This is a genomic window from Flavobacterium sp. GCM10022190, assembly GCF_042656445.1.
Lineage (GTDB): Bacteria > Bacteroidota > Bacteroidia > Flavobacteriales > Flavobacteriaceae > Flavobacterium > Flavobacterium nitratireducens.
The window spans coordinates 687,107-707,887 of sequence record NZ_JBHSOQ010000001.1; the positions used below are offsets into that span (position 1 = coordinate 687,107).

Consider the following 20,781-nt stretch of genomic DNA (forward strand, 5'->3'; position numbering starts at 1 on the left):
TATGTTCCACGTGGAACGTTTGAAAAAATAATAAAAAATTGCTTCCGTAGGAAGCGAAATTTAAACTGGTTTTTTTGATTTCATTTTTGTGTTTGTTTTCAAAATGGCTTCCCTGAAAAGAGGGTAAATAATATAAAGAATGTTTCTAGAAGAGTACGATGTAATTGTTGTTGGTGCTGGTCACGCAGGTTCTGAAGCTGCTGCCGCTGCCGCAAATTTGGGTTCAAAAACTTTATTGGTTACAATGAGTTTGCAAAACATTGCCCAGATGTCTTGTAATCCTGCAATGGGTGGAATTGCAAAAGGTCAAATTGTTCGTGAGATTGATGCGCTTGGTGGTTATTCAGGAATTGTTTCTGATAGAACGGCAATTCAATTTAAAATGTTGAACAAATCAAAGGGTCCTGCCATGTGGTCTCCGCGAGTTCAAAGTGACCGTATGCGTTTTGCCGAAGAATGGAGAATGATGTTAGAAGGAACTCCAAATCTTGATTTCTATCAAGAAATGGTTAAAGGTTTGATAATTGAAAACGAAAAAGTAAAAGGAATTAAAACTTCTCTTGGAGTCGAAATCCGTTCCAAATCGGTTGTGTTGACCAATGGAACTTTTTTGAATGGATTGATTCATATTGGCGAAAAACAATTTGGTGGAGGTAGAGCAGGAGAAAGTGCTGCTCACGGAATTACCGAAGATTTAATCGAAGCCGGTTTTGAAGCCGGAAGAATGAAAACAGGAACGCCTCCACGTGTGGATGGTCGTTCGTTGGATTATTCTAAAATGAATGAAGAAAAAGGAGATGCAAAACCTTCTAAGTTTTCTTATTCCGATTTGACTTCTCCATTAACACATCAACGTTCTTGTTATATGACGTATACTTCTAATGAGGTGCACAATATTTTAAGAGAAGGTTTTGATCGTTCTCCAATGTTCAACGGGAGAATAAAAAGTATTGGTCCAAGATACTGTCCTTCTATCGAAGATAAAATTAATCGTTTTGCTGATAAAGAACGTCACCAACTTTTTGTGGAACCGGAAGGATGGAATACTTGTGAAGTTTATGTAAATGGTTTTTCAACTTCGCTTCCAGAGGATATTCAATTTAAAGCTCTACGTACGGTAGCAGGTTTTGAGAATGTAAAATTCTTTAGACCTGGATATGCTATCGAATATGATTATTTTCCACCGACACAATTAAAACATACTTTAGAAACAAAGTTAGTTGAAGGTTTGTATTTTGCTGGACAGATTAATGGAACAACCGGTTATGAAGAAGCTGCTTCGCAAGGATTGATGGCTGGTATTAACGCGCATTTAAAAGTTCATGAAAAAGCACCTTTAATTTTAAAAAGGGACGAAGCTTATATTGGGGTTTTAATTGACGACTTAATTACGAAAGGTACAGAAGAACCTTATCGTATGTTTACATCACGTGCTGAGTACAGAACTTTATTGCGTCAGGATAATGCCGATTTTAGATTAACTCCAATGTCTTATGAAATAGGATTAGCTTCTGAAGCTCGTTTACGCAGAATGGAACGTAAATTGAATGAATCTGAAAAGATGGTTTCTTTTTTTAGAGAAACTAGTGTTACGATAGGAGAGACCAATCCAATTTTGGAATCGAAAGAATCTGCACCAATTTCGCAAGGCGATAAAATGTTTAAAATTTTCTCTCGTCCGCAAATTGATTTAGAAGATATGATGAAGTTTGAAAAAGTTCAAGCTTACGTTTCCGAAAATGAATTAGACGAAGAAATTTTAGAACAAGCCGAAATTCAGGTAAAATATTCGGGTTATATCGAAAAGGAAAGAAATAATGCTGATAAATTGTCTCGTTTAGAAGATGTAAAAATCCCTGAAGATTTTGATTATAATAAAATTAAATCGATGTCGATAGAGGCGAAGCAAAAATTAAATAAAATCCGTCCGGTAACTATTTCTCAAGCTTCAAGAATTAGCGGAGTTTCTCCAAGTGATATTTCGGTATTACTGATTTATATGGGAAGATAAATAAAAGTATGCAGTCGCATTTTTAGTTTTCAGTTTAATGCTGTGACTAAAATTGCGACTGTATATTTTATATGTTCCACGTGAAACTACACTGTTAACCCTTATAATAGCTGGGAATTCTTTTTTTAATAAAATATTATCTGATAACTATTAACTGACTACTGACCACATAAAATGGATATTTCAAATAAAAAACATTTTCTTACTGTAAAAGATCATTCGGTTTCCAAAGAAATCTTTGAATTGTATTATGACGAAAATTTGGATATGTTAATTACGCATCCGCAACCAAGTTTAGATAATTTAGGGAAGTATTATGAAAGTGAAGATTATATTTCGCATACGGATAATAAACGATCTTTATTTGAAAAAGCCTATCATTTTGTAAAAGGAATTGCTTTAAAAAATAAATTGAATTTAATTAATTCTCAGCAATCCCAAAAAGGCCAAATTTTAGATATTGGTGCCGGAACAGGTGATTTTTTAATGGTTGCTAAAAATGACGGTTGGCAAACAGTGGGAATTGAGCCGAGCGATAGAGCGAAAAGTATAGCAAAGAACAAAGGAATTTCTTTTGTTGAATGTACAACCGTTTTGGAAAATCAATCTTTTGATGTGATTACAATGTGGCATGTTTTAGAACATGTACCTGATTTAGATTTTCAAATCAAAGAATTAAAACGATTATTAAAACCAAATGGAACTCTAATTGTTGCAGTACCTAATTTTAAATCTTTTGATGCTAAATATTATGATTCGTTTTGGGCAGCTTATGATGTGCCTATTCATTTTTGGCATTTTTCCAAAAAAGCTATTCAAATGCTTTTTGCAAAACAAAATATGAAATTAGAAAAAGTACTTCCAATGAAATTTGATTCTTTTTATGTGAGTTTGCTTTCTGAAAAATACAAAAACGGAAAAATGAATTTTATAAAAGCTTTTTTTATCGGATTGCAGTCAAATTGGAAAGCAAAACAAAATTTAGAGTATTCTTCCTTAATTTACGTGCTAAAAAACAGCTAAAACTTATTTTAAAGCCTTTTAAGAGGCTTTTTTTGTTTAAATAGTATCATTTGCTGTCTTTTTTTAGATTTGTCTTTATTTTTAATTTATTTAAACCGTTTTTTATAGTTATAAATTATGGGTTTTGGTTTTATTATAGTAATTCTTAATAGTTTAAAATTTTCCCATTTTTTTGTTGTTTCTTAGGTTACTATCTATTTTTTTATATTTTTGCTCACACACACATATTTTAATTACAACTTAATCCAAAATGAAATCACAGATTTACGAATACCAAAAAAGCAATTTTTATAACATGAGTAAAAAAGTATTATTAATTATCGCAATATCTATTTCAGTTGTTGCTTGTAACAAAAACAAAGAAAAAGTTAAGGAATTAAAAACAGCTTATATAGATACTTCGGAATTGATGAAAGAATATACAGAGGCGAAAGATCTTGAAGCGAAATACAAAGCACAGTCGGAAGAAAAAGGGAGACAATTAGAAGCTGAAATTAATCGTTTTAAACAAGATGCTGCTAATTTTCAGGCTCAAGCTCAAGCAAATGGTCAAGAATGGGCTCAAAAAAGAGGTGCTGAATTACAAAAAAGAGAGCAACAGTTAGGCTATGCACAACAAGCTTTAGCACAGCAATTACAGCAAGCAAGTGGTGCTGAAATGGATAGTTTAGTCACAGGAGTTAAAAAATTCATTAAAGAATACGGTAAGAAAAATGGATATGCTTATATCTATGGAACTGGTGATGCTGCTTCTGTTTTATATGCTGAAGATAAATATGATATTACAAAAGAGATCATTAAAGCTTTGAATGAGAAGTACAAATCTTCTTCTAAATCAGAGGATAACAAAGAAGAAGAAAAGAAATAATTTTTTCTGATTAAAAATATAAATGCCTTAGTCTACTAAAGATTAAGGCATTTTTTTATCAAATTATTTTATTGTAAATAATTACTTATAATTATATTTTAAGTTATTCCCTATTTATTTTATTATTTTTATCCCAAATTTTTCACTCCATGCAAACCTTGTCAGAAGCCGCTAAATATACTTTACAGTTCATTAACCAAACGCAACGTTCGGTTTTTTTGACTGGAAAAGCGGGTACAGGTAAGACTACTTTGCTTCGTGAAATTATTGAAACCACTCATAAAAATACGGTGGTAGTGGCGACTACAGGAATTGCAGCTTTAAATGCAGGAGGGGTTACCATTCATTCGATGTTTCAACTGCCGTTCAGCGGATTCATACCTTCGCATACAGCCGAATCTCAATTTTCCGAAACGGTTAAATTTGAAACTAAGGAAAGTTTGCGTAGGCATTTCAAAATGAACAGTTTAAAGAAATCGGTGATTCGTAATATGGAATTACTGGTTATTGACGAAGTGAGTATGCTTCGTGCCGATTTGCTGGACGCGATGGATTACATGATGCAAACCGTTCGCAAAAAAACGGCTCCTTTTGGTGGTGTTCAGGTCTTGTTTATTGGCGATTTATTACAATTGCCACCTGTGATTCGGGATGAAGAATGGCGTACTCTGCGTAATTATTACAAAGGGAAATTCTTTTTTCATTCGCATGTTATTCAACAATATCCGCCTTTGTATATTGAATTGTCTAAGATTTTCAGACAGACGGATGCCAATTTTATTTCGGTTTTAAATAATTTGAGGAATAATCAGATTACACCTCAGGATGTTCAGATTTTAAATCAGTTTGTAAAACCCGATTTTGATTTAAAAGCTAATAGCGGTTACATTACTTTAACCACCCATAATGCCAAAGCTGATGCGATGAATGCACAGTCATTGGAAGATTTGAAAGGGGAGTTAATTACGTATACTCCTGAAATCACTGGTGATTTTCCGGAGAAAATTTATCCGATTGAATACAATTTGCAATTGAAAGTGGGAGCTCAAGTCATGTTTGTCAAAAACGATTTGAATTACGAAAAGAACTACTTTAATGGAAAAATGGGCGTCATCAAATCGCTTTCGAGTCAGGAAATTTTGGTGCATTTTCCGGAAGAAAATAAAACGATTGAAGTAGAACGTTACGAATGGCAAAACATCCGATACAAAGTCAACGAATTAACCAAGGAAGTAGAAGAAGAGGTTTTGGGGACTTTTGTGCATTATCCTATAAAATTGGCTTGGGCCATAACCATCCATAAAAGCCAGGGATTGACTTTTGACAAAGCTGCGCTTGATGTTTCGCAAGTTTTTATGCCGGGACAAGCTTATGTCGCTCTTTCGCGTTTGCGTTCGTTAGAGGGCTTAATTTTGCTTTCTCCGTTGCGAATGAATGGTATTTCCAACGATCAGGATGTGATGGAATACGCCCAAAATAAAGCCTCAGAGGAAGTATTAAAGCAATCATTACATTTTGAAACTAAGAATTTTATTCATAATTATTTGATTAACAGTTTCGATTGGTACGACTTGGCTCAGGAATGGCGCAATCATAAATTTAGTTATTCGGATAAATCGGAAAGCTCAATCAAATCCAAAAATGCACTTTGGGCTGCCAAACAATTAGCGAGTATTGAATCGATTTTGGATCCATCCAAAAAATTCATCATTCAGTTGAATAAAATTTTTGCCAATGAAACGGTCGATTTGATTCATGTTTCCGAACGCATTCAGGCAGCAATAAGTTATTTTTTTAAACCAATGGATGATTTGGTTTTTGAAATTTTATGGAAAATCGAAGAAGTTAAACGCGCCAAAAAAGCCAAAACTTATTTTGAAGAATTATCCGAATTGGAAGAATTGCAATCTAAGGCTGTGTTGCGATTGTTGAAAGCCAAATTGTTGATCGAAACCGTCATGGCAGGAGAAGCTATTTCGAAAGAAAAACTCAGTTCGGACGAGATTAAAAAATACCTTTCAAGGAAAAAAGAAGCCATTCAAAATCAGTTCAAAGCTACTCATGTGAATTTGATTGAAGATGATGCCGATGTAGAACGCTATATTTCGAAGAAAAAAGATAAAAAGGAACCCAAAAAATCAACTGTTGAAGAGACTTTCGATCTTTGGATTGCCAAACATTCGATTGAAGATATTGCCAATATTCGAACTCTTTCGGTAAATACCATTCAGGGGCATTTGGTCAAATTGATTCAGGATAAAAGAATTTCAATCAGCGAAATCCTTCCTCAGGATACCCTTGACGAATTGGCGGAAGCCTTTAAATTGTACAAAGAAGAATCGCTGACTCCGATGAAAGAACAATTTGGAGAAAAATACAGTTGGGAAGAATTACGAATGTTCAAGGCTAGTTTGAATTAGGTTTATTCTAAAAAATTAAAAAAAATTATACCGCAGATTCGCAGATTATTATTAATCAAAATGCTTAAATTTTAAAATAAATCTGCGAATCTGCGGTTCTTTTCTTTTCACAAATTTCTAATCAGGCAGTTTCTATTTATTTTTTATACTTTTGCAAAAAAATTTTCTAAACTTAAACTGTTTATAGCATGCAACTGTACAACACCTTAAGCGCAGAAGAAAGAGCTGAATTGATTGATCAAGCAGGTAAACAACGACTTACGTTGTCTTTCTATGCGTATGCCAAAATTGAAGATCCCAAAAAATTTCGTGATGATTTATTTATTGCCTGGAATGCACTCGATGCACTAGGTCGTATTTACGTTGCCCATGAAGGTATTAACGCTCAAATGAACGTTCCTGCCGAAAATTTTGAAGCTTTCAGAGAAACGCTGGAAGTCTATGATTTCATGAAAGGCATTCGCTTGAATGTAGCTGTTGAACATGACGATCACGCCTTTTTGAAATTAACGATTAAGGTGCGTCACAAAATTGTTGCTGACGGACTGAACGATGCTACTTTTGATGTTACCAACAAAGGGGTTCACTTGAAAGCTAAGGAATTCAACGAAATTCTAGAAGACCCAAATACCATTGTGGTAGATTTTAGAAATCATTACGAAAGTGAAGTAGGTCACTTTAAAGGTGCTATTACTCCTGATGTGGAAACATTTAGAGAGAGTTTGCCTATTATCAACGAACAACTTCAAGACTTTAAAGAAGACAAAAATCTGGTAATGTACTGCACCGGTGGTATTCGTTGTGAAAAAGCCAGTGCTTATTTTAAACACCAAGGTTTTAAAAATGTGTTTCAATTAGAAGGAGGAATCATCAATTATGCGAAACAAATCCAGGAAGAAGGTTTGGAAAGCAAATTCATTGGAAAAAACTTTGTTTTCGATAATCGTTTAGGGGAAAGAATCACGGATGATATTATTGCACAATGCCATCAGTGTGGAAAACCATGTGACAATCATACGAATTGCGCTAATGATGGTTGCCATTTATTGTTTATCCAATGTGATGACTGTAAAGCAGCTATGGAAAATTGCTGTTCTACCGAATGTCAGGAAATCACGCATTTATCATACGAAGAGCAAATTAAACTACGAAGCGGAAAACAAGTTGGGAATAAGGTTTTCCGTAAAGGAAAATCAGAAAGTTTGAAATTCAAACATTCAGGTGAATTGTCAGATGCTGCTTTGGCAACTGCTTCAAGAACAAATGATATTCGCCAGAAAATAAAAGTAAAAAAGACCTTAGTAAGTAAAGCCGAGCATTATTATGTGAAAGCAGGAATTGGTCTTTTTACCATTGAAAATCAAGAATTAAATCTTGGTGATAAAATCCTAATCTCGGGTCCAACAACCGGAAATCAGGAATTGGTTTTAGAAAAAATGTTTGTCAATGGATACGAAGGGACTCAGGCTGTAGCTGGCGACAAACTTACATTTGCTGTTCCTTTCAGAATTCGTTTATCGGATAAATTGTATAAGATTTTAGACTAAAATTTTAATGATATAAAAAGTAAAAAGTCTGTTTCAAAATTTTTTGAAACAGACTTTTTTTTTAAGAATAAAAATCCTGTTGAATTATTTTCTGAGTAGGTAACTTTAAAGTAGCTAAAACTAATCCGTAATTAATTTGAATTTCACAGGCTGAAAAAACACCTTCGAATCTTTCTCAAAATAGATTCCGTTTTCTTTTTGCTCTAATTTTAATTGGTAATTGTGAATCAAACTAGTTTGTGCAATCACATTTACTTGATATTTTTTATCGGTTTTGTTTGCTACAGATATATTTTGAATAATTCCATTAATCACAATCGATTTGGGAATAATTTGATCATTAATAAGTTCAAAACTAACGATATATCCTTTTTCAGTATCTCGGTTATAGCTTTTATAAGTTTGGTTTTTAATGTCTAAAAGTTGCTTAGAGCAAGATGTAAGAAAAAGGCAAACGAATGAAAGTAAAATATAGATGGTTTTTGACATACTATTTTTCATAATTTTAGAGTTTTATTACTTTACAAATCTAAATTAAACAATTGAATAATAATGAAATTAAAATATATCCTTTTATCATTGCTTGTTGGTTTGGTTTTTACTTCTTGTAGTAAGGATTCGGATTCAAATGCAAATACAACATCCGAGCCAGACGAGATTAACGACTTTGTCTGGAAAGCAATGAATTCTTGGTATTATTGGCAATCTAAAGTTCCTAATTTATCCGATAGTAAATCGACTTCAAGCAATAGTTATGCTAATTTAATTAATGGAAAAACGCCTGATGCCCTTTTTTATTCACTTCTTTATCAAAGAGGAACGATTGATCGATTTTCTTGGATTGAAAATAGTAATGAAGTAGTCTATGCTTCAAAAATTGCCGAAGTTGAAAAAAGCGGTGGTTTTGCTTATGGACTTTATCCTAAAGATGGGAATAATGTAAATTTTGTGGCTTTGATAGATTATGTTGTTCCTGGTTCTCCGGCAGCTTTAGCTGGATTGAAAAGAGGTGATGTAATTACAAAAATCAATGGTAAGCAACTTACCTCAAGTAATTATGATCAACTAACCGAAACACAAATGGTACTTACTATAGCAGCAACTGTCTCATTAACAAATTCTGCTTTGGTAACCACCGATAAAGCGACAACGGTATCTGTTACCCAAGTCGATATTGATGAAAACCCAATTGCTTATTATGAAAAGAAAGTTTATGGCAGTAAAAACATCGGTTATTTAGTGTTTAATAGTTTCAAATCGGATTATAATGACGAATTGAATGCTGCTTTCGCCAAAATGAAAACAGATGGAATTAACGAATTGGTTTTAGATTTAAGATACAATGGTGGAGGTTCTTTAGAAACAGCAATTGCTTTGGCACAAATGATTAATGGAAGTAATACAAACAAACCTTATGTTTATTTAGATTTTAATGACAAACATAATAGCGAAGATGGCTTTGAAAACCTTTCAGACAAAGTTCGAATTTTCAACTTGGTTGATAATGAGCCTATCTATGAAAGAGAAGAAAGTGTTAACAGTCTATCTTTAAGCAAAATATATGTTTTAGTTAGTTTTCAAACGGCTTCAGCCAGCGAACTTACGATTCAATGTTTAAAAAAATACATTAGTGTGACTACCATTGGCGAAGAGACCGTAGGAAAGTTTGTTGGGTCAAATACATTGTATGATAGCCCGGCATCCAATTACACTTCTTATGATGATAGAAGTACCAAACACAAATGGCAATTGCAACCTATTACTTTTTCATATTACAATAAAGACAAAGATGCAAATCCAACAGAAATTACCCCTGATTACGAGATTGATCCGTACTCAATTTTCGAAAATCGGGTGGAATTTGGAAACGTAAAAGATCCTTATTTAAAAAAGGCGATAGAGCTTATTACAGGGCAAACTTTGCGAACTAATAATCAAAAATCGGAAACAGCACTGACTTTTAGAAACGACAATCTTGCTTCGTTCAATCCTACCAATGCTGCCAAAGGATTATACATTGATGATTTTAAAAGATTAAAATAGTAAGTAAACCAAAGGTTTAAAGTCTAAGTACAGTTAGAAATGGTTCTTGTTTATAAAATTTGTTAAGTAGTCTGTATTTCATTTAGCTAAAAATTAAGAACTAAAGCTATTTTTAACAATTGCAACTTACGATTAAAATATACTATCTTTACCGATTCAACATTTTAAGAACTTAAGTTGCGCGCGTCGCAACACTACATATAAAATTATGGCATGTGCAAGTTGTTCAACCTCTGATGGTAGCGCACCTAAGGGTTGTAAAAATAATGGTACTTGCGGCACCGATAGCTGCAACAAATTAACGGTTTTCGATTGGCTTTCTAATATGAGTTTGCCTAATGGCGATGCCCCTTTTAATTGTGTTGAAGTCCGTTTTAAGAATGGAAGAAAAGAGTTTTACCGCAATACCGAAAAATTGACTTTGAGTATGGGGGATATTGTTGCTACAGTAGCTTCTCCTGGTCATGATATTGGAATTGTTACTCTTACAGGTGAATTGGTTCGTATCCAAATGAAGAAAAAAGGAATCAATCCAGATGCGAATGATATTCCTAAAATTTACCGTAAGGCTTCTCAAAAAGACATTGATATTTGGACAGCGGCTCGAGATAAAGAGGAGCCAATGAAAGTACGAGCACGCGAATTAGCGATAGCTCAAAAACTGGAAATGAAAATATCTGATATCGAATTTCAAGGAGACGGTTCTAAAGCAACTTTTTATTATACTGCTAATGATCGTGTCGATTTTAGACAATTAATCAAAGATTTTGCTAAAGAATTCAATACCCGAATCGAAATGAAACAAGTAGGTTTCCGTCAGGAAGCGGCTCGTTTAGGAGGAATTGGTTCCTGCGGACGTGAATTGTGTTGTTCGACTTGGTTAACGGATTTCAGAAGCGTGAATACTTCGGCGGCGCGTTACCAACAATTGTCGTTAAATCCTCAAAAATTAGCCGGACAATGTGGAAAGTTAAAATGTTGTTTGAACTATGAGTTAGATACTTACATGGATGCCTTAAAAGGTTTTCCAGAATTTGAAACCAAATTAATTACCGAAAAAGGAGATGCTGTTTGTCAAAAACAGGATATTTTCAAAGGATTAATGTGGTTTGCTTATACCAATAATTTTGCCAATTGGCACGTTCTAAAGATTGATAAGGTTAAAGAAATTATTGCTGAAAATAAGTTAAAAAATAAAGTTTCATCATTAGAAGATTATGCTATTGAAGTGACTCAAGAGGTTGAAAAAGATTTCAATAACGCAATGGGTCAAGAAAGTTTAACACGTTTTGATCAGCCAAAAAGGAACAAGCGAAACAATAAAAAGGCTAAAAAAACAGTTGAAAGTACAGCGGCAGCACCAAATGCTAAAAAACCGTCACATAAAAATAAACCATCTAATAAACCAGCACAGGGAGCTCCAACAGCTACAACTGAGCAAAAACCAGCAGGAGATAAAAAGTCCAAAGGACCTAGAAAACCTATAATTATTAAAAAAAATGAAGCTAAAAAATAGCGTTTTAATACTTTTAGTGAGCGTGTTCTTTTTGTCTTGTGATGACAAAAGGGTTTTTGATGAGTACAAGTCGGTAGGGAGTGCTTGGCATAAAGATAGTGTGGTTTCTTTTAACTTACCAGAATTGGATTCGACTAAAAAATACGATCTTTTTTTAAATATCAGGGACAATAATAATTATCCGTTTAGCAATTTATTTTTGATTGTAAGTTTAGAAAAACCAAATGGTTATACTAAAGTAGACACTTTAGAATACGAAATGGCGGCACCTGACGGTACCCTTTTAGGTAACGGATTTACAGATATAAAAGAAAGTAAATTGTACTATAAAGAAAATGTAAAATTTAGAGGAAAATACAAACTCCATATCAAACAAGCCGTTAGAGAAGGAGGAAAAGTACCTGGAGTTACCCAATTAGAGGGTATTACAGAAGTGGGTTTAAGAATTGAAAAAAAAGAATAAAAAATAGTTATGGCAGTTAAAAAGACAAATAATACAGAACAGGATATTAAATATTATGCTAAAAAATTCTGGAAGTTTTTCTTTTATGGATTAGGAGGTGTTTTTCTCTTTTTCTTATTTGCTTCCTGGGGTCTTTTTGGACCTATGCCTTCTTTTGAAGATTTAGAAAATCCAGATTCTAATTTAGCAACCGAAATTATATCATCAGATGGGGTTGTAATTGGGAAATATTTTCAAGTAAACCGTTCGCAATTAAAGTATTCTGATTTACCTAAAAATTTGGTTGACGCATTAGTAGCAACTGAAGATGAGCGTTTTTACGAGCATTCAGGAATTGATGGTAGAGGTACTTTAAGAGCTATTTTAAGTTTAGGAACCAATGGTGGTGCGAGTACTTTAACCCAACAATTAGCAAAACAATTATTCCACGGAGAAGGTTCTAAATTTTTACCGTTTCGTATCGTTCAAAAAGCGAAAGAATGGATTATAGCTATTCGTTTAGAAAGACAATACACTAAGAATGAAATACTTGCAATGTATTGTAATGTTTATGATTTTGGAAATTATGCTGTAGGAGTGAGTTCGGCAGCTCAGACCTATTTTTCAAAAACACCTAAAGAATTAACGGTAGAAGAATCGGCAATTTTGGTGGGAATGTTCAAAAATTCTGGATTATATAATCCTGTTAGAAATCCTGTGGGTGTTAAAAACCGTAGAAATGTGGTGTTGGCACAAATGGAAAAAGCAGGTATGATTACCAATGCACAGAAAGAAAAATTACAAGAGTTGCCTATCAAATTGAAATTTAAATTAGAAAGCCATAGAGAAGGTACAGCGACCTATTTTAGAGAATATTTGAGAGATTATTTAAAAAAATGGGCCGAAACCAACAAAAAACCAGATGGTACGGACTACGATATTTATAAAGACGGTTTAAAAATTTATACTACGATAGATTCAAGAATGCAAGCCCATGCCGAAGAAGCGGTGGCTGCCCATATGGCGAATCTTCAAGAGGAGTTTTTTATAGAACAAAAGAATAACAAAAATGCTCCTTTTGTAAGTATTACAGAGAAAGAAACCAATCGAATTTTAAAGCAAGCCATGAAGGCGTCTAATCGTTGGTTTATTATGAAATCAATGGAAAAAACGGATGATGAGATCATTGAATCTTTTAATAAGAAAGTCCCAATGACGGTATTTACTTGGAAAGGTGAGAAAGATACCATCATGACTCCGTTGGATTCTATCCGTTATTACAAACACTTTTTACAGGCAGGTTTAATGGCAATGGAACCGCAAACTGGTCATATAAAAGCTTGGGTAGGTGGAATTAATTATAAATATTTCCAATACGATCACGTAGCTCAGGGCGCAAGACAAGTAGGTTCTACCTTTAAACCCTTTGTTTATGCCACCGCAATTGAGCAGTTAAATATGTCTCCATGTGATACCATTATTGATGCGCCATTCACTATTCCTGTAGGACGTCATCATGTAACTGAAACCTGGACACCTAGAAACTCTAATAACACTTATCTTGGAATGGTAACGCTTAAAAAAGCGTTGGCCAATTCTATTAATACGGTTTCGGCTAAATTAATAGACAAAGTAGGTCCAGAGGCTGTAATTAAGTTAACGCACAAATTAGGAGTTAAAACTCAAATTCCTGCTCAACCTTCCATTGCACTTGGAGCAGTTGATATTACCGTTGAAGAAATGGTAGCAGCTTACAGTACGTTTGCTAACCAAGGTGTTTATAATAAACCACAATTTTTATCCAGAATTGAAGATAAAAGTGGGGTAGTTATCTATGAGCCTATTCCAGAATCTCATGATGTGTTGAATAAAGATATTGCTTTTGCAGTAGTTAAATTGTTGGAAGGGGTAACCGAAGGCGGTTCAGGTTCTCGATTACGAACAGAATACGGAGGAAGTGGAGATAATAGATGGACTGGATATCCGTATATGTTTACTAACCCAATCGCAGGTAAAACAGGTACTACACAAAATCAATCAGATGGTTGGTTTATGGGAATGGTACCAAATTTAGTTACCGGTGTTTGGGTAGGATGCGAAGACCGTTCGGCACGTTTTAAAAGTCTTACTTACGGACAAGGAGCAACGGCTGCCTTACCTGTTTGGGGGTATTTTATGAAATTGTGTTATCAAGATCCTGATCTTAAAGTGTCGAAAGAACCTTTTGAAAGACCGGCTAATCTTTCTATAAAAGTAGATTGTTATCAGCCAAGAGTTGTTAGAGATACAGTCGCTAAAGATACCGTTCAAACAACAGATGAATTTGAATTTTAAAATCAGTAAAAGAATAAAAAAATAAATAGTTAAGACGGTTGTAAATCATTTTTTTACAACCGTTTTTTTATTGTTTTTTTCTAACGGTTAAAAGCTTAAAATTAGTTTTTAAAACAGACAATATTATTGATTAATACTACACAAATGGGTTGCTCGTCGGAATAAATTTAGCTAGGATTTTGTTAAATAGTTTCCTTTTGGACTCTGAAAACGTATCTTTGGAAATTAGATTTTTTCCCAATATAAGCCCTGTTTTTTTATAATTACAGCATCGATTAAGTTAATGAAACATTTAAAGATTTTTTACATGGTAATAGCTCTTTGGCTTTCCTTTACAGGGACGGCTACTGCTAAACCGGTTTTGAAATCTAACGAATTAATCGACCAATGTGTTCCTTTAACATCCACATTAATCAATCCTAATTTTACTTTTTCAAAGTACAATCCCTATATTACATTTTGTAAACATAAAAGGAATACAAAAATAAAGTCATTCTTTAAAAGTAGAATGAAACGTAAAGCCAGACAGTTAGAAACAAATAGTCTGATAAAGCTTTATATAAATGATTTATTGTTCCAAAAGCGTTTTGCACATAACCATGATTATAGCGTTAATGTGCAATTTTGGATCGCATTACATACTTACCTCCATCTATATCAGCTATACTAGTTACAGCATATCATAAATGATACTCATTATCTTATGGAAATATTTCCTTATAAGATATTTTTTATGCCTACAATTAGCAGGCATAAATCTCTATGCATATATAATTCAATTTAAGTTGCCCTATGCGGCATTATAATTATTTATTTTATTTATCAATATGAAACTATTAAAAAAACATCTTATATGTGTTGTATCTCTACTTGCGTTATTTTCATGTGGAGATAAAGACAATAGAAAAAAAGTTGAAGTTAAAACCGTACCTGTCTATAAAGTAGTTCAAAAAGACACCATATTATCTAACCATTTTGTAGCTGATATACACGCCAGAAATAATGTTGAGATACATACCAGAGTTTCCGGTTTACTCGAAAAAGTTTTTGTAAGTGAAGGACAAAAGGTAAAAAAAGGTCAGCTACTCTTTAAAATAAGCGACATCGAATTACAAATACAACTTTTAAAAGCACAGGCTGAATATAAAAACATGCTAGCTAATAAACGTATTGTAGCTTTAGAATTAGAACAGGCTCAAACCTTGTTTAACAAAAAAGTTATTGCTGACAAAGAAGTTGAACTGGCTAAAGCAAGATATGAAGCTGCAGCTGCAAAACTTGCTCAGGCAGATGCTGAACGAAAAGCTGTAAATCAACAGATAAGTTTTACAAATATTGTTGCTCCTTTTGATGGTATTATAGATCGTTTGCCGTATAAAGAAGGTAGCTTGGTAGAAAATGGAGTATTACTAACTAACCTTTCACAACTCGACGATGTATATGCCTATTTCTCTTTGCCTGAAAATAGTTATTTTCAAATGATGAAAGAGAAAAGTCTAAACAATAAGAGCGATATACAGCTCATATTACCCAATGGAATAGTATATGCTGAAAAAGGTGAATTACGTACTGCTGACGGTGATATTGACCGCCAGACAGGCTCAATACAATACAAAGTAAAATTCCACAATCCTGAAGGTTTTATTAAACACGGTACCTCAGGTAAACTTATTATATCCGAACCTCGTAAAGATGCTCTATTAATTCCTCAAAAATCGGTTTTTTCTATACAGGATAAACAATTTGTTTTTGTACTAAACAAAGACAATACAGTCAAAATGGCCAATATTATCATAGGTGGTACTTTGGATAGTATTTACATCGTAGATAAAGGACTTAAAGCTGATGACCGTATTGTACAAGAAGGTACACAGTCACTTCGTGACGGCGATAAAGTCAATGTTAAAAATACTGAGCCTAGAAAAACATCTTAAAATTATCCATTTACACAATCAGAAGAAAGAGAAAACAACATGATAGAGCTATTTATCAAACGAAAGATATTGTCTTTGGTTATCTCGTTAATACTTGTACTCCTTGGGGTACTGGCATTAACCGGGCTTCCCATTACTCAATTCCCCGATATCGTACCGCCATCGGTAACGGTAACAGCTAAATATACAGGAGCTAATGCCGAAGTATCGGCTAATGCGGTTGCCCTGCCGCTAGAAAGGGCCATAAACGGTGTACCTGGAATGACGTATATGTCTACCGTAACCAGTAACGACGGACTTACTCTAATTCAGGTATTTTTTGAGGTAGGTACCGATCCGGACCTGGCAGCAGTTAACGTACAAAATCGTGTAACAACAATATTAGATGAGTTACCGGAAGAAGTTATACGCGCTGGTGTTACTACGGAAAAAGAAGTTAACAGTATGCTAATGTATCTGAACGTAACCAGTACCGAAAAGATTCAGGACGAGAAATTCATATATAATTTTACCGATATAAATGTTTTACAGGAATTAAAACGTATTGACGGTGTGGGACGTGCCGAAATTATGGGTCAGAAAGAATACTCTATGCGAGTTTGGCTCGATCCGCAAAAAATGCACTCCTATAATGTTTCGGCAAATGAAGTTATAGCTTCTTTGCAAAAACAAAACATTTCGGCAGCACCGGGTAAAGTGGGTGAAAGTTCAGGACAAATGAATAATGAACTGCAGTATGTCATTAAATACGGTGGTAAATTTTTTGAACCTGACCAGTATAAAGAAATCCCTATAAAAGCTAATGCCGATGGTACTATTCTAAAACTAAAGGATATTTCAAATATAGAGTTTGGAGCCATGAGTTACGGAATGGTTTCAAAAACAGATGGAAAGCCTTCAGCTTCTATAATGATCAAACAACGTCCTGGTTCTAATGCTTCAGACGTTATAGCAAGTATTAAGTCTAAAATGGCCGAGTTGAAGCAGTCTTCTTTCCCTCCGGGTATGGACTACAACATTGCTTATGATGTTTCCCGATTTTTGGACGCTTCTATAGACGAAGTACTACATACTCTTATTGAAGCTTTTTTACTTGTAGGTTTTGTAGTATTCATCTTTTTACAAGATTGGCGCTCTACGCTTATACCTGTGTTGGCAGTACCGGTAGCGCTTATTGGTACATTTACCTTTATGGCTATGTTAGGTTTCAGTATTAACCTGCTTACATTATTTGCCTTAGTGCTTTCTATAGGTATTGTAGTAGATAATGCCATTGTAGTGGTAGAAGCAGTACATGTAAAAATATCAGAAGAACATATGGCTCCACTACCAGCTACAATCAGTGCTATTAAAGAAATAGCGGGAGCTGTTGTAGCCATTACCATTGTTATGGCTGCTGTGTTTGTTCCTGTAGCATTCCTGAGCGGACCAGTTGGGGTGTTTTACAGGCAGTTCTCCTTAACGCTTGCCATCAGTATTGTAATATCTGGTATTAACGCACTTACTTTAACTCCTGCGTTGTGTGCTATAATATTGAAACCGCATAATCCGAATGCTACTAAAACATCTTTCATTGACCGATTTTTTACCGGATTTAATAATGCTTTTGAACGAATTACAAACAAATATACATTACTACTCAATAAATTTGCTACACGTACTACGGTAACCATAGGAATACTAGTGGTATTTTGTTTGCTTACCTGGGGAGTAGGTTCGGTTTTACCTTCAGGTTTTATTCCTGGCGAAGATCAGGGAATGGTATATGTTAGTGTAACCACTCCGCAGGGAGCAACGGTAGAACGTACCGAAAAAGTGCTTGACGAAGTTACTGCTATAGCACAACAAATAAAGGGTGTAGATAATGTAACCAGCTTGGCAGGATACAGTATTGTAACCGAAATAGCTGGTGCTTCTTATGGTATGGCTATGATAAACCTTAAAGACTGGAGTCAACGTAGTATATCGGTTGATGATTTAATACAACAACTTAATGAGAAAACAGCAGGGATAACCGATGCGGAAATACAAGTTTTTGCACCGCCCACCGTTCCTGGATTTGGTAATGCAAGTGGTTTTGAATTAAGACTGCTTGATAAATCAGGTGGTAGTATTGAAAATACTGACCTGGTTACCAAAAAATTTATACGAGAACTGAATGCCTCACCAGAAATTGAAAATAGTTTTACCAGTTTTGACGCTACCTTCCCGCAATACCTTATTCATATAGATTATGATATGGCGGCTAAAAAAGGGGTTTCGGTAGATAATGCTATGTCTACATTGCAAACTATGCTGGGCTCTTTTTACGCTACTAACTTTATACGTTTTTCACAAATGTATAAGGTGATGGTGCAGGCTAGTCCTCAGTTTAGAAATGCACCAGAAAGCATATTAGATATATATGTGAAAAATGACAATGGTGAGATGGTACCATTTTCTACGTTTATAAAACTGGAACGAGTTTATGGCCCAGAGGTACTTACACGTTACAACATGTATACCTCTGCTATGATTAATGGAGAACCTTCGGAAGGATTTAGCAACAGCGATGCTGTAGCTGCTGTAGAGCGTGTTGCTGAAAAAAAATTACCGAGAGGCTTTAGTGTAGAATGGAGTGGTATGACGAGGGAGGAAATCCTTTCAGGTAATCAAACTATTTACATATTTGGGTTGTGCGTGCTTTTTGTATATCTGTTACTGGCTGCACAATACGAGAGCCTGCTATTGCCATTTCCGGTATTATTAAGCTTACCGACAGGTATCTTTGGATCCTATTTTGCACTACTTGTTGTTGGTCTTGAAAATAATATTTATGCACAGGTAGCATTGGTAATGCTCATTGGGCTTTTGGCTAAAAATGCCATTCTGATTGTAGAGTTTGCTATCGCTCGTGCCAATGAAGGCTTTGGTATAGCTGAATCGGCGATTGAGGGTGCTAAACTCCGTTTCAGACCCATACTTATGACCTCATTTGCATTTATTGCAGGTCTTATTCCATTATGTATTGCCTCAGGTGCCGGTGCAGTAGGTAACCGTTCAATTGGTACCGCCGCAGCCGGAGGTATGCTTATAGGGACAGTCTTCGGACTTATAATTATCCCCGGATTGTATATTATTTTTGCCAAAATGCAAAACGCCTTAAAAAAATAATCATGAAGAAATTACCCTATATAAACAGAATAAAATGTGCGTCTTTAATACTGTTCATGGTATTTTTTATAGCTTGTTCAGTACCTAAAGCCACACAGGAACAACAATTAAAGTCATTGCCTGAAAAACTGGATGTTCCACAGCTCAATAAACTATCAGATAAACCGGTTTATGTACCTGTTACGGTTTCGAGCTATTTTAAAGATCAAAAATTAGAGGCATTATTACAAAAAGCACTTAGTCAGAATCCAGATTATTTAATAATGCAGGAACGAATAGCTATTGCTAATGCACATTTGAAAGTTTCTAAAATGGCATTATTACCTTCTCTTGATATTGTTGCCGATGCATCGGCTACACGCTATGGTAAATACACGATGGAAGGTATAGGAAATTATGACACTAACTTGTCTCAAAACATTACACCTGAACAACGCATTGCTACTGATGCAACTCCAAATTATTTTCTTGGAGGGAGAGTATCCTGGGAGGCAGATTTGTGGGGCAGACTTAATAATAAAAAACGCGCTGCATTACAACGTTATTTTGCATCTGAAAAAGGTATGAAATTGCTGGAGGCAAAATTGTTAACCGACGTAGCAGATTTATATTTTCAACTTGTTGCACTTGATAAGAAAGCTATTATTTACAAGCAAAATTTGAAAACTCAAAAGCGTGCTCTTGACATAGTTTCTGCACAACGCTCTGTTGGTAAAGCATCTGAACTTGCAGTACAACAATTTGCAGCTCAAAACAGTAACATTCTTGCTGAGGCCAGAGAAATTGACCTGAGCATAAATCAAATTGAAAAAGCCCTATTGACACTTACAGGAGAATACGGAGGTGAAATAAACCGCTCTGCTGATTTTTTGTCAGGAGATTTAGCTGTTCTAAACCAACAAATAAGTGCTGGCAATATTATTCATAAAAGACCTGATGTCGAGGAAGCTTTCTTTGAATTTAGTGCTACACGAGCAGATGCAAAATCGGCACGTGCTGCATTTTTTCCTAAACTTACTGTAGGTGGCTATGTCGGGATAAATTCTTTTTCATTTCCTACCTTGTTTGATGGAGGCTCGCTAGCATGGCAACTTCTAGGCGGTCTTGCTGCTCCTGTCTTTAATAAAGGGGAAATAAAACAACAATTTCTGGTTGCAACAAAACAACAACAAATTGCTTTTTATCATTACCAAAACACTGTTACAACAGCTTTTAATGAGCTAAGTGCATTATTATTCCGTACTACGGCTTTTGGGGAGGTACTGAATTATAAGAGTAACGAAATAGATCATCTTGAGATAGCAGTCAATGTAGCTAATGAACTTTATGTTACCGGTTATGCTAATTATCTGGAAATAATCAGTGCACAAAAAAATAAATTACAGGCTGAACTTGATTTTGTAGAACTGCAACTTAAAAATTCTGGCGCACAAGTACAATTATATAAAGCTCTAGGAGGCTTAATAAAATAAATTCTTTTTTAGGATTTA

Annotated in this window: 14 protein-coding genes; 12 read left to right on the plus strand and 2 right to left on the minus strand. The window is 34.6% G+C overall.

What is annotated here, in order from left to right:
- Nucleotides 1–139 precede the first annotated feature (139 nt).
- The 5 genes from mnmG to ACFPTQ_RS03025 all read left to right on the plus strand — a co-directional run bounded on the left by mnmG (nt 140) and on the right by ACFPTQ_RS03025 (nt 7,869).
- Nucleotides 140–2,011: a tRNA uridine-5-carboxymethylaminomethyl(34) synthesis enzyme MnmG gene (gene mnmG, locus ACFPTQ_RS03005; RefSeq protein WP_379773688.1), complete on the plus strand. Its 1,872-nt coding sequence runs from the start codon at nt 140–142 to the stop codon at nt 2,009–2,011.
- 174 nt (nt 2,012–2,185) lie between these two features.
- Nucleotides 2,186–3,034, plus strand: coding sequence for a class I SAM-dependent methyltransferase (locus tag ACFPTQ_RS03010; protein WP_379773691.1), 849 nt, complete (start codon nt 2,186–2,188; stop codon nt 3,032–3,034).
- A 250-nt stretch (nt 3,035–3,284) separates the two neighbouring features.
- The gene (locus ACFPTQ_RS03015) at nt 3,285–3,902 is read left to right on the plus strand and encodes an OmpH family outer membrane protein (protein WP_379773694.1); all 618 of its coding nucleotides are present in this window, start codon (nt 3,285–3,287) and stop codon (nt 3,900–3,902) included.
- 149 nt (nt 3,903–4,051) lie between these two features.
- Nucleotides 4,052–6,322 (plus strand): helix-turn-helix domain-containing protein, encoded by a 2,271-nt coding sequence (locus ACFPTQ_RS03020; RefSeq protein WP_379773697.1) that lies wholly within the window; start codon nt 4,052–4,054, stop codon nt 6,320–6,322.
- A gap of 188 nt (nt 6,323–6,510) precedes the next feature.
- Nucleotides 6,511–7,869, plus strand: coding sequence for a rhodanese-related sulfurtransferase (locus ACFPTQ_RS03025; RefSeq protein WP_379773700.1), 1,359 nt, complete (start codon nt 6,511–6,513; stop codon nt 7,867–7,869).
- 120 nt (nt 7,870–7,989) lie between these two features.
- On the opposite strand, the gene ACFPTQ_RS03030 is transcribed toward ACFPTQ_RS03025, so the two are convergent.
- Complete coding sequence (locus ACFPTQ_RS03030) at nt 7,990–8,370, minus strand: hypothetical protein (protein ID WP_379773703.1); 381 nt, start codon at nt 8,368–8,370, stop codon at nt 7,990–7,992.
- Nucleotides 8,371–8,421: 51 nt separating this feature from the next.
- Here ACFPTQ_RS03030 and ACFPTQ_RS03035 point away from each other — a divergent pair, with 51 nt between their 5' ends.
- The 4 genes from ACFPTQ_RS03035 to ACFPTQ_RS03050 all read left to right on the plus strand — a co-directional run bounded on the left by ACFPTQ_RS03035 (nt 8,422) and on the right by ACFPTQ_RS03050 (nt 14,204).
- Nucleotides 8,422–9,912, plus strand: coding sequence for a S41 family peptidase (locus ACFPTQ_RS03035; RefSeq protein ID WP_379773706.1), 1,491 nt, complete (start codon nt 8,422–8,424; stop codon nt 9,910–9,912).
- 208 nt (nt 9,913–10,120) lie between these two features.
- The gene (locus tag ACFPTQ_RS03040; RefSeq protein ID WP_379773708.1) at nt 10,121–11,428 is read left to right on the plus strand and encodes a PSP1 domain-containing protein; all 1,308 of its coding nucleotides are present in this window, start codon (nt 10,121–10,123) and stop codon (nt 11,426–11,428) included.
- The gene (locus tag ACFPTQ_RS03045; protein ID WP_379773710.1) at nt 11,412–11,891 is read left to right on the plus strand and encodes a gliding motility lipoprotein GldH; all 480 of its coding nucleotides are present in this window, start codon (nt 11,412–11,414) and stop codon (nt 11,889–11,891) included. Before ACFPTQ_RS03040 ends, ACFPTQ_RS03045 begins: the two co-directional genes overlap by 17 nt.
- A 9-nt stretch (nt 11,892–11,900) precedes the next feature.
- Nucleotides 11,901–14,204, plus strand: coding sequence for a penicillin-binding protein 1A (locus ACFPTQ_RS03050; RefSeq protein WP_379773712.1), 2,304 nt, complete (start codon nt 11,901–11,903; stop codon nt 14,202–14,204).
- 303 nt (nt 14,205–14,507) lie between these two features.
- Here the strand turns inward: ACFPTQ_RS03050 and ACFPTQ_RS03055 are convergent, their stop codons facing one another.
- Nucleotides 14,508–14,648: a hypothetical protein gene (locus tag ACFPTQ_RS03055; protein ID WP_379773713.1), complete on the minus strand. Its 141-nt coding sequence runs from the start codon at nt 14,646–14,648 to the stop codon at nt 14,508–14,510.
- A 383-nt stretch (nt 14,649–15,031) separates the two neighbouring features.
- Between ACFPTQ_RS03055 and ACFPTQ_RS03060 the strand changes: the two genes are divergently transcribed.
- From ACFPTQ_RS03060 to ACFPTQ_RS03070, 3 genes are read left to right on the plus strand one after another with little or no spacing between them, the layout of a single operon-like run.
- A complete protein-coding gene (locus ACFPTQ_RS03060; RefSeq protein WP_379773715.1) occupies nt 15,032–16,138 on the plus strand; it encodes an efflux RND transporter periplasmic adaptor subunit in 1,107 nt (368 codons plus the stop codon).
- Between the two features lie 39 nt (nt 16,139–16,177).
- Complete coding sequence (locus tag ACFPTQ_RS03065; RefSeq protein WP_379773717.1) at nt 16,178–19,291, plus strand: efflux RND transporter permease subunit; 3,114 nt, start codon at nt 16,178–16,180, stop codon at nt 19,289–19,291.
- 2 nt (nt 19,292–19,293) lie between these two features.
- Nucleotides 19,294–20,763, plus strand: coding sequence for an efflux transporter outer membrane subunit (locus ACFPTQ_RS03070; RefSeq protein ID WP_379773720.1), 1,470 nt, complete (start codon nt 19,294–19,296; stop codon nt 20,761–20,763).
- Nucleotides 20,764–20,781 lie beyond the last annotated feature (18 nt).